Genomic DNA, 24,871 nt, shown 5'->3' with positions numbered 1-24,871 from the left:
GAATTTCACCAAGTATGCAGGGATTACGCGGTATCGGGATAGATGAGATCAACCCAAAGCTGATCGATCATTACGAAGAAGCTTTTGTATGATGCTCCAGCCGTACGCTGTTCCGGCCGAATACGTCACCAGGCAGGAACCAAGTCCCGATGAATAGGCCCGTCACTGGTCCTCAGCGGCCGCGCCGACCCGCCGCGTCGGACCGCGACGATCTCGGCCGCGATGGCGACCGCGGTCTCCTCGGCCGTGCGCCCGCCTAGATCGAGTCCGATGGGCGAATGCAGCGCGGCCAGTTCGGCTTCGGACAGACCGATGGCGCGCAGACTGGCCATCCGTTCCTCGTGCGTGCGCCGCGAACCCATCGCGCCCACATACGCCACGGGCAGTCGTAAGGCCCTCTCCAGCAACGGAATATCGAACTTCGCGTCGTGCGTCAGCACGCACAGCACCGTCCTGGCGTCGACCGCGGTGCGCGCCAAATAACGATCCGGCCACTCGACGACGACCTCGTGCGCATCGGGGAACCGCGCCTGGGTCGCGAACACCGGCCTGGCGTCGCACACGGTGACGTGATAGCCGAGAAACCGGCCCATCCGCGTCACCGCGGCCGCGAAATCGATGGCACCGAACACGATCATGCGCGGCGGCGGCACATACGACTCCACGAAAATCGTCACCTCGCGCTCGCCGCACCCGATGACCCGGACACCGGTGGCGGCCACCTCGAGCATCGCCCTGGCCTCCGCCACCACCACGGGATCGAAGGCGGCGCCGAGCGTCCACCACGCCCCCAAAGCCATTGCGGCCCCGGTGTTCAGGTCGCGCACGAGGGCAACGGGCTCGGCCGATCGAAGCAGCGCCTCGATCGTGCCGTGTTCCGCGGGAGTGATCGGCTGAACGAACACCTCGATCTTCCCCCCGCAGGTCAAGCCGACGGCGAACGCGTCGTCGTCGCTGTACCCGAAGGTTTCGCGCACCGGCCGCCCGGTACGCAGCGCCTCGCGGCAGAGCTCATACACCGCACCCTCGACGCAGCCACCGGAGATGCTTCCGATGACCACGCCGTCGGCGTCCACCGCCAGGGCGGCGCCCGGTGGCCGCGGCGCACTGCCGCTGACGCCGATGACGGTGGCGACGGCGTAGGACTTGCCCGCCGTGTGCCATTGCAAGAGTTCTGCCGCGAGGTCACGCATTGTTCTTTTCGCCGTTCTATCCGCCGAGCAGTAGTTCGATGGCCGTGATGCCGAAGTAGCCGGCGAACACGATCCCGACTACCCACATCAGCCAATGGATTTCGCGGAACTTTCCGCGCGCCGCCTTGATCACCACGAAGGCGATGACGCCGGCGCCGACACCGTTGGTGATCGAGTAGGTGAACGGCATCAGCACGACGGTCAGGAAGGCAGGCACCGCGACTTCCAGGTCGGCCCAGTCGATCTTGCGGGCCTGGGTCATCATCAGCGCGCCGACCAGCACCAGCGCCGGTGCCGCCGCCTGGATCGGTACCACCGCAGCCAGCGGCGTGAACAGCACTGCGAGGCAGAACAATCCGCCGGTCATCACGCTGGCCAGACCGGTACGTGCGCCCTCACCGACGCCCGTCGCGGACTCGACGTACACGGTGTTGCCCGCGCCGCCGCTGACCCCGCCGATGACCTGCGCGACACCGTCGATCGTCAGCACCTTGCCCAGCCCCGGCATGGTGCCACGCTCGTCGAGCAGTCCCGCCTCGTCACAGACCCCGAATACGGTGCCCATGGCGTCGAAGAACCCGGTGAGCACCAGCGTGAACAGCACAACGCCCGCGACCAGCCCACCCGCCTTGGCGAAGCCGCCGATCAGGTCGATATTCAGCACCAGCCCGAAATCCGGCGCCGCGAAGAATCCCTTCGGCGTCTCCGGCACCACCGGTCCCCAGGTCTTCGGATCGATCTTCGCCAGTGAGTTGACCACGATGGCCAGCACGGTGGCGATGGCGATGCTGATCAGGATGGCGCCGGGCACCTTGCGGATGAACAACGCCAGCATGAGCAACAGCCCGACCGCGAAAATCACCACCGGCCAACCGGAAAGGTGACCGGCGACGCCGAGCGTGACCGGCGGTCCGGTCTGCGCACCGTGCCCGACCACCCCGGCCGACACCAGCCCGATCATCGCGATGAACATGCCGATCCCGACGCCGATCGCGTTCTTGAGCGACAGCGGGATCGCGTTGATGATCATCGTGCGCAGCCCGGTCGCGGCCAGGATCACGATAATGACGCCCATCAGCACGACCAGACCCATGGTCTGCGGCCAGGTCATGTGCGGGGCCGCCTGGAACGCGACCACCGGGACGACGCCGAGGCCGGCGGCCAGCGCGAGCGGGACGTTGCCGACGAGCCCCATCAGGATGGTGCTGAGCCCGGCCGAGAACGCGGTCGCGGTGGTGAGCTGGGCGATGCTGAGGGTGTTGCCGTCGATGTCCTGGACCCCGCCGATGATCAGCGGGACGAGCAGGATAACGTAGGCCATCGCTACGAAAGTGGTGATACCGCCGCGGATTTCGCGGGAGACGGTGGTATTGCGTGCACTCAGCCGGAAGAATCGGTCGAGCGGTGATTTTCCCGTGACCGGCTCCGGAACTGAGGAGTGGGTCTGGACTTGGGTCATGGCGTGCCCTCCCTTGGGCATAGCCGACCTACGATCCGGCCGGGCCGGCCGGATCGCGTGGTTCGGTTCTGTTGTGGGGTTCGGAGCCCCTGTTGATCAACTGCTCCGGATGATGTCTTCCGGACGCACCGGCACTCGGTTGATGTGCACGGTTCCGCCCGCGGATCGGCATGCGTCCCGAATGGCCGAGACGATCGCGGGAGTCGAGGAGAGCGTGGGTGGCTCTCCGGCGCCGCGCAGGCCGTATGGGGCGTGCGGGTCGGCGTTTTCGAGAATCTCCAGCCGCTGTGGCGGCATGTCGAGAATCGTGGGGATCAGGTAGTCGGTGAAGGACGGATTGAGCACCTTTCCGTCGCGGACTTGGATTTCCTCCATGACCGCCAGGCCGAGGCCCTGCGCGGAGCCGCCGTGGATCTGGCCCTCCAGCGACAGGCGGTTCATGATCTTGCCGACATCTTGGACCGCGTCCAGCGAGACCACCTTGACCAGACCGAGTTCGGTGTCGATGTCCACCACAGCGCGGTGCACACAGAGGGCGAGCTGGGTGTGACTGTCGCCCTGGCCGGTCACGGGATCCATGCCGGTGGTCGGCTTGTGGTGGTATTCCCTTGTCTCCTCGATGATCTCGTCACCGAGCAGGTCGACGATCGCGGCGTACACCTCGCCGGTGCGCGAGACCACCTTGCCGCCGACCAGTTGGAGACCGCGGGTGGCGCCGAAACGTCCCTGGGCCAAGGCGAGTACGCGCTGCCGCACAGCCTCGCACGCGGCCTTCACCGCGCCGCCGGTCATGTAGGTCTGCCGCGACGCCGACGAAGAACCGGCACTACCGATCTGGTTGTCGGCTGGATGGATGGTCACCCGCTCGATGCCGAGTTCGGTCCGCGCGATCTGCGCCTCGACGGTGACCAGGCCCTGGCCGACCTCGGCCGCGGCGGTGTGGACCAGTGCGACCGGTTCGCCGCCGATCACCTCCAGCCGCACCCGGGCGGTGGAGTAGTCGTCGAAACCTTCGGAAAAGCAGATGTTCTTGATGCCGACGCCGTAGCCGATGCCGCGCACCACGCCCTCGCCGTGCGTGGTCTGGGAGGCGCCGCCGGGCAGGTTCCGGATGTCGGACGCGTCCAGCGGTGCGGGCAGCGGCAGGTCCCGCGCCTGACCGAGCATCTCGGCCATCGGCATCGGTGCGTGCACGACCTGCCCGGTGGCCAGCTTGGATCCCTGCGCGACCGCGTTGACCTGACGGACATGGATCGGGTCGAGTGCGAGCGCCTCGGCGACCTTGTCCATCATCGATTCGTGCGCGAAACACGCCTGCACCGCACCGAATCCACGCATCGCGCCGCAGGGCGGGTTGTTGGTGTACACCCCGTAGGCGTCGATCTTGATATGCGGAATCTCGTACGGGCCCACCGCGAGTGAGGACGCATTGCCGGTGACGTTGAGCGTCGCCGAGGTGTAGGCGCCGCCGTCGAGCACGATCTGCACTTCGGCGAAGACGATCTTCCCCGCCTTGGTCACGCCGTACTCGTAGCGCATCTGCGCCGGATGCCGGTGCACATGCCCGAAGAAGGATTCCTCGCGGTTGTAGATCATCTTGATCGGCTTGCCGGTGTACAACGCGAGCATGCCCGCGTGGATCTGCATCGACAGGTCCTCGCGGCCGCCGAACGCGCCGCCGACACCGGCCAGGGTCATCCGGATCTTGTCCTCGGGCAGGCCGAGACAGGGACCGATCTGGTCGAGGTCGTTGTGCATCCACTGGGTGGCCACGTAGAAATCCAGCCCGCCGTCCTCGCCCGGTGCGACCAGGCCGGCCTCGGGGCCGAGGAACGCCTGATCCTGGATGCCGACCTCGTACTCACCGGTCACGATCACATCGGACAACGCGCGGCCGACCGCGATATCGCCGACCCGCACCGGCTGGTGCCTGGCGATGCCGCCGCGCTCCTGCACCTTATTGGCTTCGGGATCGGCGATCACCGCGAGCGGGTCGGTGATGGGGGTCAGCACCTCCCACTCGATCGCGATCGCCTCCATCGCCCGGCGCGCGATCTCCGGGTGGTCCGCCGCGACGAGCGCGATCGGCTCACCGTGGTGGCGGACCTCGTCGATGGCGAGCACCGGCTGGTCCCAGGTCATGTCGAGGCCATAGACGTTGCGGCCGGGCACATCCTCATGCGTGAGCACGGCGAACACACCGGGCAGCGCGAGCGCCTGGCTGATGTCGATGCTGACGATGCGGGCGCGGGGATGCGGGCTGCGCAGCGTCGCACCCCACAGCATGCCGTCCATCCACAGATCGGAGGCGTAGGCGAACTCGCCCTTCACCTTCAATGTGCCGTCGGGGCGCAGCGGGCTTTCGCCGATGCCGCCCTTGCCCGGTGCGGCGACCTCTCCCGGGAATCGCGTGGTGCGTGCGGCGGTCATGCCTGTCCTCGCATCAGTCGTAGGCGAGCGGCGGCGCCTGCCCGGCCTACCGCGTCGTGCGCCACCGTGCGCAGTTCGTCGTTTTCCACGATCGTCCGGCCGCCGACGAGCAACCGCGCCAGCGGCGGCGTCGGCCCGAAGACCAGCGCGCACACCGGGTCCTCGACCGCGGCCCGGAATCCGTCCACCCGCCACATCGCGATATCGGCGAGCTTGCCGACCTCCAGGCTGCCCAGTTCTTGCTGACGACCGAGATTGCGTGCGCCGCCGAGTGTTCCGATCTCCAGCGCCTGGCGCGCGGTGAGCGCGGTGGGTCCGTGCACGGCCCGCTGGAACAGCATCGCCTGCCGCATCTCCCCCGCCATCGAGGTGAGCTCGCTCGACGCCGCGCCGTCGACACCGAGGCCGACCGGCGCACCGGCACGCAGCAACTCGGAGACCCGGGCGATGCCCGCGCCGAGGCGAGCGTTGGAGCTGGGACAGTGTGCCGAGCCGGTTCCGGTCTCGGCGAAGCGGCGGATGTCGGCGTCGTGCAGGTGCACCGCGTGCGCGAACCAGACGTCCTCGCCCAGCCAGCCGAGCTTCTCCATGTATTCGACCGGCGTGCAACCCATCTGCTCACGGCAGTGCTCTTCCTCGTCCAGCGTTTCGGCGAGGTGCGTGTGCAGCCGGACGTTCTTGGTGCGCGCCAGCAGCGCCGCGTCGGTCATCAGCCCCTCGCTCACCGAGAACGGCGAGCACGGCGCGACGGCGACCCGCAGCATCGAGTCGAACGACGGATCATGGTACTTGTCGATGGTTTCCGCGGTGTTCAGCAGGATCTCGTCGCGGTCCTCGACCACCTCGTCCGGCGGCAGGCCGCCGTCGGACCGGCCGCGGTCCATCGAGCCACGGCACGGGTGGAATCGGATGCCGAGCTCGCGCGCGGCCCGGACCTCGGCGTCGAACAGGTCGCCGCGGCCCTTCGGGAACACGTAGTGATGATCGCTGCTGGTGGTGCAGCCGGTCAGCGCCAGCCAGCCCAATCCCGCTGCGGCCGCGCCGTATACGACCTCGGCGTCCATGCCCGCCCAGAGCCGGTAGAGCCCGGTCAGCCATTCGAACAGCGTCGCGTCCTGGAACAGCCCCTGGCTCGCCCACTGATAGAGGTGATGGTGGGTGTTGACCAGTCCGGGGGTGACCAGGCAGCCGGTGCCGTCGATGCGTTGCGCGTCCGGCACGATGGGCGCCGGTCCCGCACCGAGCGATTCGATCCGGCCGTTCGCGATCACCAGGTACCCGGAGGCGATTTCCGGGCCGACCACCGGTGCGAGGTAAGCGTTTTCGATGACGACCTTGCTCATCGCGCCCCCGCCTTCCGCGCCGCCGCGAGCCGTACGGCGTCCAGGATCTTCTCGTATCCGGTGCAGCGGCAGAGGTTTCCGGCCAGCGCCTCCCGGATCTCCGCGTCCGAGGGTTCGGGATTGTGCTCGATCAGGTCGTGCGCCTGAACGATCAGGCCCGGTGTGCAGAAACCGCACTGGACCGCACCGGCCTCGACGAACGCCTGCTGCATCGGATCCAGCTTCGCGCCCCTCGCCAGGCCCTCGACCGTCCGCACCGAACAGCCCTCGGCCTGCCCGGCCGCGACCAGGCAGGAGCACACCGGCGTGCCGTTCAAATAGACCGTGCAGGAACCACATTCACCCTGCTCGCAGGCGTTCTTGGAGCCCGGAAGGCCCATCCGCTCGCGCAGCATGTAGAGCAGGCTCTCGCCCTCCCACACATCGTCGACGGTCTCCGTGGAACCGTTCACGTCGAAGGTCACGCGCATCAGGCTGCCTTCCTTTCTGTCAGATAGTCCGTCCATGCCCAGCCCAGGGTGCGGCGGGCCAGCACCGAGAGGGCGTGCTTGCGGTAGTCCGCGGTGCCGCGGACGTCATCGATCGGCTTGGCGGCGGCCGCGACGAGCGTGCCGAACTCGCGCAGCACCTTGTCGGTGAGCGGCGCGGGATCGTGCCACGGCAGCTGGGTGGCCAGGAATTCCTCGGCGGACCCGGCGCGCAGCGGGGTCGGGCCGGAGGAGCCGATGCCCGTGCGCACCGTCCCGTTGCCCGGGTACAGCGCGATCGAGAACGAGCACACCGCGATCACCATGGCGTTGCGCGTGCCGACCTTCGAAAAGTACTGCGGCCCTTCGGCCGGCGGCAGCCAGACCGCGCGGATCAGCTCGTCGGCCTCGAGCGCGTTCTTGCGTACCCAGATGTAGAAATCGTCGATCGGGATCATCCTGGCGCCGCGGGCGGCGGACTCGACCTCGACCACCGCGTTGCCCGCGAGCAGCGCGGGATGCGCGTCCCCGGCCGGTGAGGCGCCGCCGAGGTTGCCCCCGACCGTGCCGCGGTTGCGGATCTGCGGCGATCCGACCGTGCGAGACGCCTGTGCCAGACCGGGCAGCTGGTTGCCCAGCCGGTTGATGATCCGCACGTACGGCACGCCGGAGCCGATCCGGATCTGGCCGTCGATCTCCTCGTACTCGAACAACTCCCGGCACGGGTTGAGGTCGAGCAGCGCGCTCGGCCGGCCCTTGTCGAAGTTCAGTTCGACCATCATGTCGGTGCCGCCCTGGATCGGGGTGGCGTCCGGGCGGCCGGACTTGATGTCCAGGGCGTCCGCCCAGCTGGTGGGTCGCAGGAAGTCCATCGTCACTCCCACGCCGGACCGGCGGCGGGCGCGTCCTCGCGCAGCACGGTGCCTTCGATCAGGCCGTACGGGCGGTCGGCGGCGTAGAACACCTCGTTGTCGTTCGCCAGCCCGAAGGCGGACAGATCAACGGTGAAGTGGTGCTTGTTCGGCAGCGACAGCCGGACTTCACCGATCTCCGGGCACGCGTTGAGTACTCGCTCGCCCATCGCGTAGAGGGTCTGCTGCAGCGAGTAGCTGTAGGTCTCGGCGAACGCCTCCAGCAGGGCCTGCCTGGCCTCGCGATAGGTCTTGTCCCAGTCGCCCGGCTCGCCGGTGAACCGCCACTCCGCGTTGACCTCGGTGGCGAGCACGCGGTCGTAGGCTTCCTGCAGCGTCGTGTACTTGTCCTTCAGGTACCCGTGGAACTCCGAGCCGGTCGAGTTGAGCACCACCAGACCCTGCAGACCCGCGACGACCCAGGCCTTTTCGCCGTCGTAGTGCACCCGCGCGGTACGCACCTCCTGACCGGAGCGGACGAACGAGTGCTGCTCGTCGCCGCCGCCGAGCACGATGCGCTCCCAGGCGTATTCCTGCACGCTGACCCGCGCATGATGGATGGTCGCCTGCGAATCGACGAAATGCCGGGCCAGCAGCACCCCGAACGCCTCGGGCGAGGAGATGCCGTGCTCCTTGGCGAAGGCGAAGACCGTGTTCTTCTGCGTGTCGGTGGTCAGCACCGCGCCGTTGTCGCCGGTCAGATGCACGTCGTCCATGTCGCCGGACAGCGCCACGCCGACATTGAGATCCCGGATCTCGTGCACGCCACCGTTTTTCGTCACCCTGACGACATGAGTTTCCGCTTTGCCATATCGGTTGGGTCCGAGCTTGATCGACATTGTTCAGCTACCTCGATAGGTGGAGTAGGAATACGGACTGAGCAGCAGCGGCACGTGGTAGTGCGCGGCCGGGTCGGCGACGGTGAAGTCGATGGCGACCGAGGGGTAGAAGGGGCTGATCTCGCCGGTGTCGAAAGTCAGCCGGTGCGTGCCGGTTTCGGGCGCGGGCAGGTCCTTGATCCGGCCGTCGTCGTCGGTGCGGCGCTCGGCGAGCACGGTGCCGTCGGCGCTCGACAACCGAACCCGCAGGCCCGCCGCCGGACGGCCGGTCACCGCGTTCAGCACGTGGGTGGACAGACTCACCTGTCCCCCAGCAGTTTTCGGACGCGCAGCCGAGTGATGTCGGCGAGTTCGCTCTGCACCTTGATCCGCTCGTCCAGCTCGGAGTTGGCCAGGCGCTTGCGCAGTTCGGCGAGCATCTCCTCGGCGCTGCGGCCGGTGGCACGGATCAGGAAGACGTGGCCGAACCGATCCTCGTAGGCCCGGTTGCCCGCGGCCAGCTCCGTGCGCACGGCGGCGTCGGCGCTCGCGGCGCCGGACTGCTCGCCGCGCGACCACGCCGCCTCCCGCTCGGACAACTCGGCCTTGGCCCGGTCGCCGATGCGCGGATGTGCCGACAGCGCCTCCTCGACATCCGGCCAGCTCAGCTCGCACACCGCGGCGACGGCCGCGGCGATGGCCTCCTCGGCATCCGGATAGGGCCGCGCCGCCGCCACCTTCTGCGCCCACTGCCGGGACGCGCAGCAGGTCAGCAGTTCCTGCTCGGCGCGGTCCGGTGGCAGCGAGTTGAGCCATCCGATGTCGCCTGCCATCTGATCTCCTGTCGGGGTTAACCACTCTGTTCCGCAAGTACACCCGCCGGGGAACACCGCAGCTAGAAACGAGAAATCTGAACTGTGCGCCAGTTCACACCCAACTCTTTGTGCGAATGTCCAAGGGCGTTTACCAGGGGTGCGACTGTTAGCCTTCGCAGCGTGCGCCTTCGATCACTGCTGACCATGGCGGACCTGGGACTGGAACTCGTCACCGGCGAGGAAGAGCTGGACCGGTTCGTGCGCTGGGTGGTGACCACGGACATGCTCGATCCCGGTCGCTACCTGTCCGGCGGGGAGCTCGTGCTCACCGGCTTGCAATGGCGGCATGATCCCGCGGACAGCGAGGTGTTCGTTCGCGCGCTGGCCCAGGCCGGGGTGGCGGGGATGGCCGCCGGCGACGCCAGATACGGCGGTGCGCCGCCGGATGTCGTCGAAGCCTGCCGCAAGCATCGGATTCCGCTGTTCCGGGTGCCGGAGACCGTCGCGTTCGCCGCGGTCACCGAGCAGATCACCCGCAATCTGTCGACCGGGCGGGCGGCCGATCTGACCGCGATCCTGGATCGGCATCGGCAGCTGGTCTCCGGCGCCGGGCTCGGTTCCGTGCTCGAGCTCATCGAACGCGATCTGGGCATGCGATGTTGGGTGGTGTCCTCGACCGGACGGGCAGTAGCCGGACCGGGCACACCGCCGCCGATCGAGGTGACCGCCGCGTTCCTCAGTGCTCGGCGGTTACCGCTGGCATTTCTGCATGGCGGAAGCCGGTTCTCCCTGTTCGCGGTCGATGAGCACCGGACCTCGCGGGCCGCGGACTGGTTCCTGGTCTTCGAGGGTGACTACACCGAGTGGCCCGAGGAGCGCCGCGCGCTGGCCGGCGAACTCGCGGCCGTCGTCTCGCTGGAACGGGCGCGACAGGACGACCGGCAGAGCGCCGAGGGGCGGCTCGCGCAGGAACTCATCGAGTTGATCGTGTCCGACGCCAAGCCGACCGAGATCATCTCGCGGCTGGAACTCACCGGGCTCGGGCCCGGGGAAACCTATATCGCGGTGGCGGCCGCCGCCGATGACACGTTGCGCCCCGGTGAGTTACGCGTGCTGTTGCGCGAAATCCTCTACGGCAGAAGACCAGCCGCCGGCGTGGTGGACGGCGAGGCGATCGCGCTGATCCCGGCCGGCCCGGACACCCCGGTGATCGACGAAATCAACCGCGCGGTAACCGCTTTGGAACCTGGCCTACGCGGCAGCCGGCTCTCCGTCGGCGTCAGCGGCGTGGTCGACGGCGAGGGCCTGCGCGGCGCCGTCGAGGAGGCCCGCTACGCCCGGCGCATGGCCGCGGGCCGACTACAACCGGCCAGCGTCGTCGGCCACGACGAACTGGCCACCCACATGCTGCTGCTCGCCTCGGTCCCCGACGAGGTCCGCCGCATGTTCCGGCTCCGCCTGCTCGATCCGCTCATCACCTATGACCAGGACAATCGCGCGGACCTCGTGCACACGCTGGAAACGTTCCTCGAGGTCTCCGGCTCGTGGACCAAGTGCGCGGACCTGCTGCACGTTCACGTGAACACCCTGCGGTACCGCATCCAGCGCATCGAGGAACTGACCGCGCGCGACCTCTCGCGACTCGAAGACCGCGTCGATTTCTTCCTCGCGCTCGCGTTGCGCTGAGCGCGGGTTATCTAGCTGACCCACAACAGCTTTCGCACGGTCAGGCGTCGTCGGAGCCGACCTGGGTGACCTTGGGGGCGCCGAGTCGTGTCATCAGGTCCTGATGCAGAATCCGAAGCAACTCCGTCAGGTCGGCCTGCTGCTCCGCGGTCAAGGCAGCGAGCAAGTCGTACTCGCGGCCGAGCACGTGGTCGACCAATCGCTCGATCATGACGTGACCGGCGGCGGTCAGCGAGACGACGACCGCACGCGAACCGTCGTCCAGCGGCGCTCTGGTGACCAGCCCCTCCCCTTCAGCGCGCGCGACCCGCTGAGAGATCGCACCGGCGGTGAGCATGGTGCGGTCCTTGAGTTCCCGAGTGGTCAATTGATACGGCGGGCCACTGCGGCGCAGCACGCTGAGCAGATCGAGAGTGGCCGCGTCGGTGTCTTCCACCGCCAGCACCCGGCGGCGATCGTCGCCGAAAAGCTTGGCCAGGTGCCATATTCGGGTCACGACACCGATGCCGTCGACCGGTGTGCCCGGCCGCTCGCGGAGCCAGGCGAGGGCGATCGCGTCGACCGGGTCGTTCTCGTCCATGCCACTCCTCGGTTGCATTTAGGTCTAAACGATGAGTACGTTTAGACCTAAATGTACTCGATCTACGCACAACCGAGGAGACAGCCATGGGACGGAACGTCGTGGTGACCGGCGGAGCCACCGGAATCGGGCGGGCGATCGCCCAGAGCTTCGCGGCCGAGGGCGACGCGGTGGTGATCACCGGACGCCGGCCCGAACCGCTGCACGCGACCGCAGCAGAACTCGGCGTCACGGCACAGGTCTGCGACGCGACCGACCCGGCCCAGATCGAAGCATTGGTCGACCTGCTCCCCCACGAGATCCACGTGCTGGTCAACAACGCGGGCGGCAACACCGACTTCGACCAGGATGCGCCGACAGATCTGCACGGTCTGGCCGCCGCCTGGCGAACCAACCTGGACGCCAACCTGATCAGCGCGGTACTGATGACCTCGGCGCTGCGCGACCGACTGACCACGCCCGGCGCCGTGGTGCACATCGGCTCGATCGCCGCCGACAAGGGTGCGGGCGCGTACGGCGCGGCCAAGGCCGGTCTCGCCTCGTGGAACACACAACTGTCCGCCGAGCTGGGACCGCACGGTATCACCGCGAATGTCGTTGCCCCCGGCTACATCTGCGCCACCGAGTTCTTCCGCGACAAACTGACCGACGAGCGGCGCGCGTCGCTCATCGCCGCGGCACACACGCGCCGCGCCGGCGTCCCCGCCGACATCGCCGCCGCGGTCCACTACCTCGCTTCGCCTGCGGCGCGGCAGGTGACCGGGCAGGTTCTGGCGGTCAACGGCGGCGAACGCACCACCCGCTGACCGCGCCGACGGAGCCGCGGCACGCGGCGCAAGGCGGGCAATAGGACCTATCCGGGCAAGTCGGGAGGCAGGGGCTAGCATGGGCGAGCTGGTAACGGTGGATTTGCCGATCCCAAGGTGGTTCGATGACAAAAGCTGTTCCACGGCCGATGGCGCTGGGCGATGACGCCGCCCGGACACTCGCCAACGCAACAAAGTCCGTTCCGCAGATGGAGTCGATCACCCCTCGGTGGTTGGTCCATCTGCTGAACTGGGTGCCCGTCGAAGCCGGTATCTACCGGAGAAACCGGGTCACCCACGAACAAACCGTCGATATTCAGTGCGACAACTTCGACGAGTCTCCGCTGCCGGAGACCTTTATCGACTACGAACGAGACCCGCGGGAGTACCGGCTCAAGGCCGTGCACACGATTCTCGACGTGCACACCCGCGTCTCGGATCTGTATTCGAGCCCGCACGATCAGATTGCTCAACAGTTGCGGCTCACCATCGAGGCAATCAAGGAGCACCAAGAGGGCGAGCTGATCAACAGCCCGGACTACGGTCTCATCGCGAATGCCACGAAGACACAGCGCCTCTCGACGATCGCCGGGCCACCCACGCCCGACGACCTGGACAACCTGCTCACCAAGGTCTGGAAAGAGCCGGGCTTCTTCCTCACCCATCCGCAGGGCATCGCCGCGTTCGGCCGGGAATGCACCCGGCGCGGGGTGCCGCCGCCGACCGTGAGCATGTTCGGGTCGCAGTTCCTGACCTGGCGCGGGATTCCGATCATCCCCTCGGACAAGGTTCCGGTGGAACGCGGGAAGACCAAGTTTGTGCTGATCCGCACCGGCGAAGCCCGGCAGGGCGTGATCGGCCTGTATCAGCCCGGGCTGGCCGGCGAGCAGGGACCGGGCCTGTCGGTGAAGTTCATGGGTATCGATCGCAGCGCGATCGCGTCATATCTGGTGTCGCTGTACTGCTCGCTGGCGATCCTTACCGACGATGCGGTAGCAGTGCTCGACGGAGCCGAGGTGGGCAAGTTCCATGACTACGCACCGACCTACCGGAGCTGACCTCTCGCGCCCAGCGGACGACGGTGGCGCCGAATGGATGCTGCCGGACGAGGCGACGTTGAATCGCCTTGCCGGCGCGTTCTTTTCGGCGCTGCCGTCGGCCGCGGCGGGTTCGCCCGCCGCACCGCTGGGCGTGAGCATGGTGCAGCCGGACATGCCGACCTCCCCGCCGAATGTGCCGGTGCCTTCGCCGGTGCCGACGGCGACGGCGGCCGGGGCGCCGGGGTTTTCGAGCACCACGCCACCGGGCGGCCGCACTCCGGCGCCGTCTGTTCCTGGCGTCAACGGCGCGGCACCTAATAGTGGGTCGCCGTCTGGCGCACAGCGGTTTTCAGGCACCACGCCGCCCGGCGGCAGTACGCCGGAACCGTCGGTGCCGGGTTGGGGACGAGATGTGCCGATGGCCGACGCGGCAGGCCCGCCCGCGCACCCGCCCGTGAGCACGGCGGGCATACACAACGACCCGTTCCTCACCGCACTGCCGTCGTTGCGCGAAGTGCTGTCACCCCAACGCTTTCCCGACAGCGGCATGCAGCCGTCCGCCGCCCCGAGCTTCTATTTCCTGGACTCGGCCGCGTCGCCGACCGCACCTGCATCGTCGACTCGCCTGCCCGACGCCCATCCGCCGTTCGACGTCTACGCGGTGCGCAACGACTTCCCGATCCTCCGGGAACAGGTGAGCGGCCATCCGCTGGTCTGGTTCGACAACGCCGCGACGACACAGAAGCCGCGCTCGGTGATCGAGCGCATTTCCTATTTCTATGAGCACGAGAACTCCAACATCCACCGTGCCGCACACGAATTGGCGGCCCGGTCGACCGATGCCTATGAGCAGGCCCGCGATATCGTGGCCCGGTTCATCGGCGCGTCCTCGGCGGAAGAGATCATCTTCGTCCGCGGCGCGACCGAGGCCATCAACCTGATCGCACAGACCTGGGGCCGCAAGAACATTCGCGAGGGTGACGAGATCATCATCTCGCACCTGGAGCATCACGCGAACATCGTCCCCTGGCAAATGCTGGCCGCCGAGACCGGCGCTGTGCTGAAGGTCATTCCGGTGGACGACAACGGCGAGCTGATGCTCGGCGAATACACCAAGCTGCTCTCCGATCGCACGAAACTCGTTTCGGTGGCCCATGTCTCGAACGCGCTGGGCACCATCACCCCGGTGCGCGAGATCGTCGCCGAGGCCCAGCGCGCCGGGGCGGTCACGCTGATCGATGGCGCACAATCGGTCCCGCACACCAGGATCGACGTACGCTCCATCGGCGCCGACTTCTTCGTGTTCTCCGGCCACAAGCTGTTCGGCCCCACCGGAATCGGCGTGGTCTACGGCAAATCCGAGCTACTGCAAGACGTTCCGCCCTGGCAGGGCGGCGGCAACATGATCAGCGATGTCACCCTGGAACGTTCGCTGTTCCAGCCGCCGCCCGGGCGATTCGAGGCGGGCACCGGAAACATCGCGGACGCGGTCGGTCTCGGCGCCGCGATCGAGTACGTCGAGGGTGTCGGCATCGACAACATCGCCCGCTACGAGCACGGACTGCTCGAGTACGCGACACCGCGGGTCGCGGCGATCCGCGGTATCCGGTTGGTGGGCACGGCCGCCGACAAGGCGAGCGTGCTCTCGTTCGTGCTGGCCGGCTACGAGCCGATCGAGGTCGGAAAGGCGTTGAACGAGAAGGGCATCGCCGTCCGCGCCGGCCACCATTGTGCCCAGCCGATCCTGCGTCGCCTCGGCCTGGAGGCGACGGTGCGCCCGTCGTTCGCCTTCTACAACACCTGCGAGGAGATCGATCGGATGGTCGCCGTCCTCGAACAACTAGCGGCCCGCTCGCCGCGGTGAGGCACTGAACCCGCATCTAGGTCGGCCGCACTCCGGTGCGGCCGACCTCCTGCGCTGTCCGATCAGTACTGCCTGGCCTGAACCGACCACCGCGGGTTCAGGGTCCCGGAAAGGCGCGCCGGGAAGGAGATCTGCTGCGGATTGCCGTCCGAGGTGTAGCGCTGCTCCGGATGCGCGGCGAGCCGATCGAGCCAGTAGGTCGAGTCGAAGTCGACCGTCGTACCGCCGGAACGAATCCGGGGAATCGCGGTCGGATCCAGGTCGGCGTATTGCGACGGGGCCGGCTCGGCCCCGACCAGCATCACCGCCTCGAACGCATAGTTCGTGCCGTCCCAGCTACCCGCGGTGGCCAGCCCCCGGTCGGCTGGGGAAATACCGAGCGGCAACGCCATCGTCCGCACCCGGCCCGGCGCCGCCGACCCGATCGCGCGGACGTTGTCCGCCAGCTCGCGCTGGACTCCGGTGCCGTCGAGCTGCGCGAGGTTCGCGTGGGTCGCGGTGTGGCGCCGATCTCGTAACCGTGTGCGGCCAGCCAGGACAGGGCGCGCGGATCGTCACCGAACGGCTGATTGTTGACGTAGAACGTCGCGGTCGGCGCGAAGTCGGGATGCTCGGTCCGGAACTGTTCCAGGATGCCGATGACGGTGTCCGGCGCGACCTGTCCGTCGGCGGCGAACGCGAGCTGGCTGCGCGTCGAGTCGTCGAAGGTGAGCACCACCGGATGTGTGCCCGCGGGCAGATTCATGGCGCCGGACACGTAGGCGGCCGCGGTCACCGGACGGTAGTTCTCCCGATATAGCCGCTCGAGCTCGGCGCGGAATTTCGCTGGTGTCTGGTCGTATTCGCTGTCCGGCACGGCTGCCAGCTGGTGGTACATGAGGACCGGCACCACGCCCAGTTCGTTGGCCGCCACCGCGGCCGGATCGGGTGCGGGACTGCTCGATGGCGGCGAACTCTCCATCGGGCCCGCGAGATTGGCCGGGCCGGGGTCCGCGGCACACGCCGCGGCCGTCAGCACCAGCACCGACAACACAACTCGAACACCGATAGTCGCGTTCTTCGCCACCGTGCGAACAGTACGCGAGGTAGACCATTTCGTTGCGTAAGGAACTCGGGCAAAGAAGGGACGGGCGCGGGCCGAACCCGCGATAGTTGAGCGATCTTCTGACGAAAGTTGGTGTGCGCGTTGCTAGAAAGACTAGGCGTTACAGGACACCGGCGGTTGGCGGCAGTCCTGGTTATCTCGGTCTTATTGATTCTTATCGCTTCCGTGACCCTGAGTTGGGTGCGCACCGAGCCCCGGGGCCTGACCGTCACCGGGTTGCCGAACAATTTGGTCGGCGCAACGACCATGTCCACCATGACTTTGCGGGTCGACGCGGGCGCCTATGACCCCGCCGCCATGCGCCTCTCGCTCGACGGTGCGCCAGTCTCGGGCACGATCGACGGCAACACGGTCGTCTACCGGCCGGGAGCGCTGCCCGACGGCGAGCACAAGTTCACCGCCGAGATCCCGCCGGGTTTCCTCGGTTTCCTCCGCACCGGTCCGGGCGTGTCGAAGACGTTCACGGTCGACAACGAGCCGCCCGCGCTCACGCTGACCCAGCCGGTGGGCGTGGCCTCCTACCGTCAGCCGGTCACCTTGCGCGGCAAAGCCGAAGGGGCCGAACGCGTGTCGGCCGGCACCCAGACCGTGACGCCGGCCGACGACGGCACGTTCGAGATAGCCATGTCACGCGCGCAGACCGGCGCCCAGGTCGTCGCCGTGGACGCGGCGGGCAATGAGGCCGTGCAGGCGATCACCGCGGCCGTCGAGCAGCCGCGGATCAAGGCGGTACACGTGACCGCCTACGGCTGGTCCGACGACGGACTCCGCGAGGACGTACTGAACATGGCCCGCGATGGCCGCATCAACACCGTGCAGCTCGATATCAAGGACGAGGACGGCGTCGTCGGCTACGACTCCCAGGTGCCGCTGGCCCGCGAATCGGGCGCCGTCACGCCCATCTACGACGCTCCCGCCGCGCTACGGCAATTGCACGACATGGGAATTCGCGTGGTCGGCCGGATCGTCGCCTTCCGCGACAAGACCATGGCCGAATGGGCGTGGCAGAGCGGGCATCAGGACTGGGTTGTGCAAACTCCCTCCGGCCAGCCGTATTCCAGCAAGTACGGCCCGATCGCCTTCACCAACTTCGCGAATCCCGAAATGCGCAGATACAATATCGATCTCGCGGTCGAGGCGGCGAAGCTCGGCTTCGACGGGATAATGTACGACTACATCAGACGCCCCGACGGCGCCCTGTCCCAGATGAATTTCCCCGGCTCGACCACCACGCCCACCGTGTCGATCGCCGAATTCCTGCACGAGAGCCGCGATCCCGTGCACGACGCCGGCGCCGATCTCAGCGCCGCCGTGTTCGGGATAGCGTCCACCCGCCCCGACGAGATCGCGCAAGACATTCCGCTGATGGCCAAGTACGTCGACTACATCGCGCCGATGCTGTACCCCTCGCATTGGAACGCCGGCGAATACGGTGTCTCGAACCCGAATTCGCAGCCCTACGACATCATCTACCGCTCACTGCACGACTTCCGCACCCAGACGCAGGGCACCTCCGCCAAGGTCGTCCCCTGGTTGCAGGACTTCAGCCTCGGCGTCGACTACGGTCCCGGCGAGGTCAGGGCGCAGATCGACGCCGCCGATGCCGCCGGCGTGAACGGCTTCTTCCTGTGGAGCCCCACCGTGCGCTATCACCTCGTGGGCCCGTCGGACTGAGCGCTACCGGGACAAGCAGGACGACGCTCAACCAGTTCGTCGCGAGCGCAGCGGCCGGAGCCTGTTGCAGTGCTTGCAGCACAGCGACTTCGTTCCGGCCGCCAGCACCGCCGCACGAGCCGTTCCGCCTGAGTAGCGGAGGATCGGAAAGCCCGCCGGAGCGCGGCGAAGGCCCGGCATGATCAGCATCACACCCCGCCGCGCACGCGCGGCTACGCTGGAGGAGTGAACGTTGAAGTGACGCGCCTGCCGGGTATCGGTGTGCGTAAAGACTTTCCGGTCAAGGGCGTTCGCCGCCGCATCGGCGTCATCGATCACAAGGACGGCACGATCTACCTGATCGTCAGCAAGTCCGACAATCCCGAGGCCACCGACCAGATCCCGTTGTCGGCATCGGAGGCGGCCGCGCTGGCCAATCTGCTGGGCGCCCCGCAGCTCGTGGCGCAGCTGCGTGAGGAACACCGCGAGTTCGACGGCGTGAACACCCGCCAGTTCTCCGTCCTCGGCGGCTCCCCGTACGTCGACCGCCCGCTCGGTGAAACCGAAATGCGCACTCGAACAAGAGTTTCCATCGTCGCAATCATGCGCGGCGGAGCGGTGATCCCGTCGCCGGGACCGGATTTCGTCTTCGCGGCTGGCGACCTGCTGGTGATCGTCGGCACCACGGAGGGCTTGGACGCCGCCGCCAGAATCCTCACCGACGGCTGAACCCGAACTCGGTCAGCCGCTGAACACGTCGAAGACCTCTTCCGCGCGGTCACGGCTGCGGTACATGTCCCAGGCGGTGGCGGCGAGGTCGTCCGGGTTCAGCGTGTGCCCTTCGAGGGAACCGAACCGGCCCGGGTCGGCGGCAACCATGGTGTGGATATCCCCACGCTCGATGAGGCCGCCGATGGTGAGCGTGCCCGCGTAGACACCCTGCCCGGCCAGGGCCGCGTTGAGGGTGAGCGCGTAGTTGCGGATCGCGGCAGACGGCAGGGCCAGCTGGCCGAGCATCGGCATGGGCCGGACGCTCGACAAACCACCCGCGAAGAACAGCGCGCCCGCACCGCGAGTCAGCATGGCGGGGAGCACCTCGTGCACCATGTCGACCGCGGGCCACACCCATTCGAACGCCGATTGCGCTGCGGCGGCGTCTGTTTCGGTGATCGGCACGGGCTGCTGCGCCGGCGCCGTGCCGTAGTAGGCCAGCTCGATGTCACCGTCGGCGGTGACCTCGGCGAGCACAGCCTTCAGCCGGTCGCGATCGGTGACGTCGGCGACGTGGGCGGCAGCGTCGATGCCTTGCGCGGCAAGGTCTTTCAGATAGTCCCCGTGCCGTGCGCCGCCGCGCGACACCAGCGCGACCCGAAAACCCTCGCTGCCGAAACGCCTGGCCATCGACATGCCGAGCCCAGGGCCGACGCCAACGATCAGCGCGATTGGTGTGGTGGACATGAATCTCCTTCCAAAGATTGAGGGGGTCCTCATTTTCATAACATAGCACGAAGTCGAGGAGCCCCTCGACTTTTGTAGGATGGGCCTCATGACCAAACCGATGCGCCGCGACGCTGCCCGCAATCGCGAGAAGCTGTTGCGGGAGGCCGCCGACGTCTTCACCGAGCAGGGGCTCGACGGCTCACTGGAGGAGATCGCGCGCCGGGCCGGGGTCAGCATCGGCACGCTGTACAACCACTTTCCGCACCGCGACGCGCTCATCGAGGCGCTGCTGCCACCCCGCCTGGCCGCCATCGATGAATTCGCCGCGCGGGCCGCCGCCGAGCCCGATGCCTGGGTCGCGTTCAGCGGATTCATCGAAGAACTGCTCGATCAGATGACCACCGACCGCGGACTGCTCGAGGCATTCACCGGCGACCATCCCGCCGCGGCGCAGCTGACCGAGGCCTGCCATCGCGGTATGTCGCATCTGTCGACGCTGCTCCAACGCGCCCGGCAGGTCGGCGCGGTGCGCGCGGACGCGAGCGACGACGACGTCGTGCATCTGATCTGGGCCCTGTCCCTGCTGGGCGAGGCGACCGGGACTCCCGCGTGGCGCCGCAGCCTCGAACTCGTGCTCGACGGCCTGCGCCCCACCCAACAACCGACCCGCTAGGAGCAATTCCGTGCCATATGCCAAGGGCGCCAACGGCGTTCGCCTCGCCTACCAAACCGCCGGGACGGGCGCCGCGCTGATCCTGCTGGCCGGTCAAGCCAACAACCATCACTGGTGGGACGGGATCCGCACGGACTTCGAGACCCGGTATCGCACCATCACCCTCGACTGGCGCGGCACCGGAGACAGCGACAAGCCCGACGAGCCCTACAGCACAACCGGTTTCGCCGACGACGTGGTCGCGGTGCTCGACGACCTGGACATCGGCCGGGCCGCGGTCTACGGCACATCCATGGGCGGTCGCGTCGCCCAGTGGCTGGTCGCCCGCTATCCCGAGCGGGTCACCGCGCTGATCCTCGGCTGCACCTCCCCCGGCGGCAAACACGGCATCGAACGCGGCCCCGAGATCCGGCAGTCGCTCATCGATCCCGACCCGCAGGCGGCGCGGCAAGCCCTGCTGGAGCTGATGTACACCCCGGAGTGGCTGGCGCACAACACAGGTCCGTACAACACCCTCGGAGACCCCGCGATGCCCGCCTACGCCAAACGCCGTCACCTCATGGCCAGCAACCGGCACGACGCCTGGGATGCCCTGCCGGACATCGCGTCTCCCACCCTGATCGTGCACGGCACCGAGGACCGCTTCAATCCCGCCGCGAACGCCCCGCTGCTCGCCGAGCGCATCCCGCACGCCCGGATGCGGCTGATCCCCGGCGCCCGGCACGCCTACTTCGACGAATTCCGAGCCGTCGCGAGCCCGCTCGTGCTGGACTTCCTGGACGAGACGAACACCTGATCCTCGGCATTCAACCAGCCGAATCGGCGAATTTTCGCCGAAAGTCTTGACGCGGAGAACTTCCCGGGGCTACTATTCCCATAGGCGAAAAACATTCGACGTGGTTACTACGTGAACCTAATTCTCGAATGCCTATTGTGCTGCGCGGATTCAGCGAGTAACTTGGGACGTTGCGCTGGCTGCCTCCTGTCCAACCCACACAAACCCATTCTGTTCACTCGTCGCGGGTGTGCGAGTTTCGTCGGGTAGGTGACCACACGCAATTCATCAGCAGTGTGAGGTCGCGGAAGGACGCACCGTGTCAGTCTCGTCCCAGAAAGTCACCACTACAGCCCAGGAAATTGCCGGTATTCCCGGCGCCCCGAAGCGGGTGTCGTTCGCCAGGATTCGTGAGCCGCTCGACGTGCCCGGCCTGCTCGACGTGCAGACCGAGTCGTTCGAATGGTTGATCGGCACACCGCAGTGGCGGGCGCGCGCCGCCGCGCGCGGCGAGAACAGCACGGCCGGCGGCCTCGAAGAGGTGCTCGCCGAACTCTCCCCGATCGAAGACTTCGCCGGCACCATGTCGCTGTCGCTGTCCGACCCGCGTTTCGAAGAGGTCAAGGCCTCCATCGACGAGTGCAAAGACAAGGACATGACCTACGCGGCGCCGTTGTTCGTCACCGCGGAGTTCATCAACAACAACACCGGTGAGATCAAGAGCCAGACGGTCTTCATGGGAGATTTCCCGATGATGACCGACAAGGGCGCGTTCATCATCAACGGCACCGAACGCGTCGTCGTCGCCCAGCTGGTGCGCTCCCCCGGCGTCTACTTCGACCACTCCGTCGACAAGACCACCGAGAAGGACCTCTACAGCGCCCGCGTCATCCCGTCGCGCGGCGCGTGGCTGGAATTCGACATCGACAAGCGCGACAGCGTGGGCGTCCGCATCGACCGCAAGCGTCGTCAACCGGTTACCGTGCTGCTCAAGGCCTTCGGCTGGACCACAGAGCAGATCGTCGAGCGGTTCGGCTTCTCCGAGATCATGATGTCGACCCTGGAAAAGGATCACACGGCAGGCCCCGACGAGGCGCTGCTGGACATCTACCGCAAGTTGCGTCCGGGCGAGCCGCCGACCAAGGAGTCCGCGCAGGCCCTGCTGGAGAACCTGTTCTTCAAGGAGAAGCGTTACGACCTGGCGCGGGTCGGGCGGTACAAGATCAACAAGAAACTGGGTTTGCAGATCGATTCGGCCACGCTGACCGAGGCCGATCTCGTCGCGGTCATCGAATACCTGGCGCATCTGCACCGCGGCGACAAGACCATGACCGCCGCGGGCGGCGCCGAGGTGCCGATCGGCGTCGATGACATCGACCACTTCGGCAATCGCCGCGTCCGCACCGTCGGCGAGCTGATCCAGAACCAGCTCCGGATCGGCCTGTCCCGGATGGAGCGCGTGGTGCGCGAGCGGATGACCACCCAGGACATCGAGGCCATCACTCCGCAGACCCTGATCAACATCCGCCCGGTCAGCGCGTCGATCAAGGAATTCTTCGGCACCTCGCAGCTGTCGCAGTTCATGATGCAGGACAACCCGCTCGCCGGACTCACCCACAAGCGCCGGCTGTCCGCCCTTGGCCCCGGCGGCCTGTCCAGGGAACGCGCCAGCATCGAGGTCCGCGACATCCACTTCAGCCACTACGGCCGCATGTGCCCGATCGAGACGCCGGAAGGCCCGAGTATCGGTCTGATCGGCTATCTTTCGGTGTTCGCCCGGGTCAACCCGTTCGGGTTCATCGAGACGCCGTACCGCACGGTGGTCGACGGCCGGGTCACCGACGAGGTCGTCTACATGACCGCCGACGAAGAGGAACGCTACATCCGCGCCCAGGCCAACTCCCCGGTCGACGCGCAGGGCAGGCTGCTGGACAGCAAGGTCCTCGCGCGGCGCTTCGGCGACGAGGTCGAGTTCGTCGCGCCCACCGAGGTCGATCTGATGGATGTGTCTCCGCGCCAAATGGTTTCGGTCGCGTCCGCGATGATTCCGTTCCTCGAGCACGACGACGCCAACCGTGCCCTCATGGGCGCGAACATGCAGCGTCAGGCCGTGCCGCTGATCCGGTCCGAGGCGCCGGTGGTCGGCACCGGCATGGAGCTGCGGGCGGCGATCGACGCGGGCGACGTCGTGGTGAACGAGAAAGACGGTGTGGTCGAGGAGGTTTCGGCCGACTACCTCACGGTGATGGCCGACGACGGCACGCGCAAGAGCTACCGCCTGCGCAAGTTCGCCCGGTCGAATCAAGGCAACTGCGTCAACCAGCGGCCGATCGTCGACGAGGGTGCGCGAGTCGAAGCGGGCCAGGTGCTGGCCGACGGTCCGTGCACCGAGAACGGTGAGATGGCGCTGGGCAAGAACCTGCTCGTCGCGATCATGCCGTGGGAGGGCCACAACTACGAGGACGCGATCATCCTGTCGCAGCGCCTCGTGGAACAGGACGTGCTCACCTCGATCCACATCGAAGAGCACGAAATCGACGCCAGGGATACGAAATTGGGCGCCGAGGAGATCACCCGCGATATCCCGAACATCTCCGACGACGTGCTCGCCGACCTCGACGACCGCGGCATCATCCGGATCGGCGCCGAGGTCCGGGACGGCGACATTCTGGTCGGCAAGGTCACCCCGAAGGGTGAGACCGAGCTGACCCCGGAAGAGCGCCTGCTGCGTGCGATCTTCGGTGAGAAGGCGCGCGAGGTGCGCGACACCTCGCTCAAGGTGCCGCACGGCGAGTCCGGCAAGGTCATCGGCATTCGCGTGTTCTCGCGCGAGGACGACGACGATCTGCCGCCCGGGGTGAACGAGCTGGTGCGCGTGTACGTGGCGCAGAAGCGCAAGATCCAGGACGGCGACAAGCTCGCCGGCCGCCACGGCAACAAGGGTGTCATCGGCAAGATCCTGCCGACCGAGGACATGCCGTTCATGCCGGACGGCACCCCGGTCGACATCATCCTGAACACCCACGGTGTGCCGCGTCGGATGAACATCGGCCAGATCTTGGAGACCCACCTCGGGTGGATCGGCAAGACCGGCTGGGAGATCAAGGGAACGCCGGACTGGGCCGAGACCTTACCGGCGGAGCTGCGGTCCGCGCCCGCGAACAGCAATATCGCGACACCGGTATTCGACGGCGCCCGCGACGAGGAGCTCACCGGCTTGCTCGGCTCCACGCTGCCCAATCGCGACGGCGACGCGATGGTCGGCGCGGACGGCAAGGCGACGCTGTTCGACGGTCGCTCCGGCGAGCCGTTCCCGTACCCGGTCGCGGTCGGCTACATGTACATCCTGAAGCTGCACCACCTGGTCGACGACAAGATCCACGCCCGCTCGACCGGCCCGTACTCGATGATCACCCAGCAGCCGCTCGGCGGTAAGGCCCAGTTCGGTGGCCAGCGCTTCGGTGAAATGGAGTGCTGGGCCATGCAGGCCTACGGCGCGGCATACACGCTGCAGGAGCTGCTGACGATCAAGTCCGACGACATCGTGGGCCGGGTCAAGGTTTACGAGGCGATCGTCAAGGGCGAGAACATTCCGGAGCCCGGCATTCCGGAATCGTTCAAGGTGCTCCTCAAGGAACTCCAGTCGCTGTGCCTCAACGTCGAGGTGCTGTCCTCAGACGGCGCCGCGATCGAGATGCGCGACGGCGACGACGACGATCTCGACCGGGCCGCGGCGAACCTGGGCATCAACCTGTCCAGGAACGAAGCGGCGACGATCGAGGATCTACACGGCTGACCGTCGTGCGCCGAGAT

General features: G+C 67.3%; 22 protein-coding genes. 9 read left to right on the top strand and 13 right to left on the bottom strand.

Annotated elements, in window-relative coordinates; translation table 11 throughout:
* Nucleotides 1–125: 125 nt before the first annotated feature.
* The 9 genes from ACFYO1_RS34945 to uraD all read right to left on the bottom strand — a co-directional run bounded on the left by ACFYO1_RS34945 (nucleotide 126) and on the right by uraD (nucleotide 9,454).
* The gene (locus ACFYO1_RS34945; protein ID WP_387240822.1) at nucleotides 126–1,193 is read right to left on the bottom strand and encodes an XdhC family protein; all 1,068 of its coding nucleotides are present in this window, start codon (nucleotides 1,191–1,193) and stop codon (nucleotides 126–128) included.
* Nucleotides 1,194–1,209: 16 nt separating this feature from the next.
* The gene (locus ACFYO1_RS34940) at nucleotides 1,210–2,652 is read right to left on the bottom strand and encodes an NCS2 family permease (protein WP_387240819.1); all 1,443 of its coding nucleotides are present in this window, start codon (nucleotides 2,650–2,652) and stop codon (nucleotides 1,210–1,212) included.
* Nucleotides 2,653–2,748: 96 nt separating this feature from the next.
* Nucleotides 2,749–5,082 (bottom strand): xanthine dehydrogenase family protein molybdopterin-binding subunit, encoded by a 2,334-nt coding sequence (locus ACFYO1_RS34935; protein WP_387240816.1) that lies wholly within the window; start codon nucleotides 5,080–5,082, stop codon nucleotides 2,749–2,751.
* Nucleotides 5,079–6,425, bottom strand: coding sequence for an 8-oxoguanine deaminase (locus ACFYO1_RS34930; RefSeq protein ID WP_387240813.1), 1,347 nt, complete (start codon nucleotides 6,423–6,425; stop codon nucleotides 5,079–5,081). Before ACFYO1_RS34930 ends, ACFYO1_RS34935 begins: the two co-directional genes overlap by 4 nt.
* Nucleotides 6,422–6,895, bottom strand: coding sequence for a (2Fe-2S)-binding protein (locus ACFYO1_RS34925; RefSeq protein WP_387240810.1), 474 nt, complete (start codon nucleotides 6,893–6,895; stop codon nucleotides 6,422–6,424). The genes ACFYO1_RS34930 and ACFYO1_RS34925 overlap by 4 nt, the downstream gene beginning before the upstream one ends.
* Nucleotides 6,895–7,764, bottom strand: coding sequence for an FAD binding domain-containing protein (locus tag ACFYO1_RS34920; RefSeq protein WP_387240807.1), 870 nt, complete (start codon nucleotides 7,762–7,764; stop codon nucleotides 6,895–6,897). The genes ACFYO1_RS34925 and ACFYO1_RS34920 overlap by 1 nt, the downstream gene beginning before the upstream one ends.
* A 2-nt stretch (nucleotides 7,765–7,766) precedes the next feature.
* Nucleotides 7,767–8,642, bottom strand: a complete 876-nt coding sequence (gene pucL / locus ACFYO1_RS34915) for a factor-independent urate hydroxylase (RefSeq protein ID WP_387240803.1) — start codon at nucleotides 8,640–8,642, stop codon at nucleotides 7,767–7,769.
* A gap of 3 nt (nucleotides 8,643–8,645) precedes the next feature.
* Nucleotides 8,646–8,945: a hydroxyisourate hydrolase gene (gene uraH, locus ACFYO1_RS34910; protein ID WP_387240800.1), complete on the bottom strand. Its 300-nt coding sequence runs from the start codon at nucleotides 8,943–8,945 to the stop codon at nucleotides 8,646–8,648.
* Nucleotides 8,942–9,454 (bottom strand): 2-oxo-4-hydroxy-4-carboxy-5-ureidoimidazoline decarboxylase, encoded by a 513-nt coding sequence (gene uraD, locus ACFYO1_RS34905; protein WP_387240797.1) that lies wholly within the window; start codon nucleotides 9,452–9,454, stop codon nucleotides 8,942–8,944. The genes uraH and uraD overlap by 4 nt, the downstream gene beginning before the upstream one ends.
* A gap of 162 nt (nucleotides 9,455–9,616) precedes the next feature.
* Here uraD and ACFYO1_RS34900 point away from each other — a divergent pair, with 162 nt between their 5' ends.
* A complete protein-coding gene (locus ACFYO1_RS34900) occupies nucleotides 9,617–11,122 on the top strand; it encodes a PucR family transcriptional regulator (protein ID WP_387240794.1) in 1,506 nt (501 codons plus the stop codon).
* A gap of 40 nt (nucleotides 11,123–11,162) precedes the next feature.
* On the opposite strand, the gene ACFYO1_RS34895 is transcribed toward ACFYO1_RS34900, so the two are convergent.
* On the bottom strand, nucleotides 11,163–11,702 hold the full coding sequence (locus tag ACFYO1_RS34895) for a MarR family winged helix-turn-helix transcriptional regulator (protein ID WP_387240790.1): 540 nt from the start codon (nucleotides 11,700–11,702) through the stop codon (nucleotides 11,163–11,165).
* Between the two features lie 86 nt (nucleotides 11,703–11,788).
* On the opposite strand from ACFYO1_RS34895, the gene ACFYO1_RS34890 reads away from it, so the two are divergent.
* The 3 genes from ACFYO1_RS34890 (at nucleotide 11,789) to ACFYO1_RS34880 (ending at nucleotide 15,412) form a co-directional block, all read left to right on the top strand.
* Nucleotides 11,789–12,508, top strand: coding sequence for an SDR family NAD(P)-dependent oxidoreductase (locus ACFYO1_RS34890; RefSeq protein ID WP_387240787.1), 720 nt, complete (start codon nucleotides 11,789–11,791; stop codon nucleotides 12,506–12,508).
* Nucleotides 12,509–12,633: 125 nt separating this feature from the next.
* The gene (locus ACFYO1_RS34885) at nucleotides 12,634–13,566 is read left to right on the top strand and encodes a family 2A encapsulin nanocompartment shell protein (RefSeq protein WP_387240784.1); all 933 of its coding nucleotides are present in this window, start codon (nucleotides 12,634–12,636) and stop codon (nucleotides 13,564–13,566) included.
* Nucleotides 13,538–15,412: a family 2A encapsulin nanocompartment cargo protein cysteine desulfurase gene (locus tag ACFYO1_RS34880; protein ID WP_387240781.1), complete on the top strand. Its 1,875-nt coding sequence runs from the start codon at nucleotides 13,538–13,540 to the stop codon at nucleotides 15,410–15,412. The genes ACFYO1_RS34885 and ACFYO1_RS34880 overlap by 29 nt, the downstream gene beginning before the upstream one ends.
* Nucleotides 15,413–15,474: 62 nt before the next feature.
* Here the strand turns inward: ACFYO1_RS34880 and ACFYO1_RS34875 are convergent, their stop codons facing one another.
* Together ACFYO1_RS34875 and ACFYO1_RS34870 are read right to left on the bottom strand one after the other, a co-directional pair.
* Complete coding sequence (locus ACFYO1_RS34875) at nucleotides 15,475–15,714, bottom strand: hypothetical protein (protein WP_387240778.1); 240 nt, start codon at nucleotides 15,712–15,714, stop codon at nucleotides 15,475–15,477.
* Entirely contained in the window at nucleotides 15,714–16,478 is a 765-nt protein-coding gene (locus ACFYO1_RS34870; RefSeq protein ID WP_387240775.1) for a hypothetical protein, read from the bottom strand. Before ACFYO1_RS34870 ends, ACFYO1_RS34875 begins: the two co-directional genes overlap by 1 nt.
* Before the next feature lie 204 nt (nucleotides 16,479–16,682).
* Here ACFYO1_RS34870 and ACFYO1_RS34865 point away from each other — a divergent pair, with 204 nt between their 5' ends.
* Together ACFYO1_RS34865 and ACFYO1_RS34860 are read left to right on the top strand one after the other, a co-directional pair.
* Nucleotides 16,683–18,191 (top strand): putative glycoside hydrolase, encoded by a 1,509-nt coding sequence (locus tag ACFYO1_RS34865; RefSeq protein ID WP_387240772.1) that lies wholly within the window; start codon nucleotides 16,683–16,685, stop codon nucleotides 18,189–18,191.
* A gap of 225 nt (nucleotides 18,192–18,416) precedes the next feature.
* A complete protein-coding gene (locus ACFYO1_RS34860; protein WP_387240769.1) occupies nucleotides 18,417–18,899 on the top strand; it encodes a cation:proton antiporter regulatory subunit in 483 nt (160 codons plus the stop codon).
* Nucleotides 18,900–18,911: 12 nt separating this feature from the next.
* On the opposite strand, the gene ACFYO1_RS34855 is transcribed toward ACFYO1_RS34860, so the two are convergent.
* Nucleotides 18,912–19,628, bottom strand: coding sequence for an SDR family NAD(P)-dependent oxidoreductase (locus tag ACFYO1_RS34855; RefSeq protein ID WP_387240766.1), 717 nt, complete (start codon nucleotides 19,626–19,628; stop codon nucleotides 18,912–18,914).
* An 88-nt stretch (nucleotides 19,629–19,716) separates the two neighbouring features.
* Here ACFYO1_RS34855 and ACFYO1_RS34850 point away from each other — a divergent pair, with 88 nt between their 5' ends.
* The 3 genes from ACFYO1_RS34850 to ACFYO1_RS34840 all read left to right on the top strand — a co-directional run bounded on the left by ACFYO1_RS34850 (nucleotide 19,717) and on the right by ACFYO1_RS34840 (nucleotide 24,854).
* Nucleotides 19,717–20,283, top strand: coding sequence for a TetR/AcrR family transcriptional regulator (locus ACFYO1_RS34850; protein WP_387240763.1), 567 nt, complete (start codon nucleotides 19,717–19,719; stop codon nucleotides 20,281–20,283).
* A gap of 10 nt (nucleotides 20,284–20,293) precedes the next feature.
* The gene (locus tag ACFYO1_RS34845; RefSeq protein WP_387240760.1) at nucleotides 20,294–21,079 is read left to right on the top strand and encodes an alpha/beta fold hydrolase; all 786 of its coding nucleotides are present in this window, start codon (nucleotides 20,294–20,296) and stop codon (nucleotides 21,077–21,079) included.
* 298 nt (nucleotides 21,080–21,377) lie between these two features.
* Nucleotides 21,378–24,854 carry a DNA-directed RNA polymerase subunit beta gene (locus tag ACFYO1_RS34840; RefSeq protein ID WP_387240757.1) on the top strand — a complete coding sequence of 1,159 codons (3,477 nt, stop codon included), beginning with the start codon at nucleotides 21,378–21,380 and terminating at the stop codon, nucleotides 24,852–24,854.
* Nucleotides 24,855–24,871 lie beyond the last annotated feature (17 nt).

It is taken from the genome of Nocardia sp. NPDC006044, assembly GCF_042871115.1.
GTDB lineage: Bacteria > Actinomycetota > Actinomycetes > Mycobacteriales > Mycobacteriaceae > Nocardia.
This window is presented reverse-complemented; position numbering and strand designations above follow the sequence as displayed.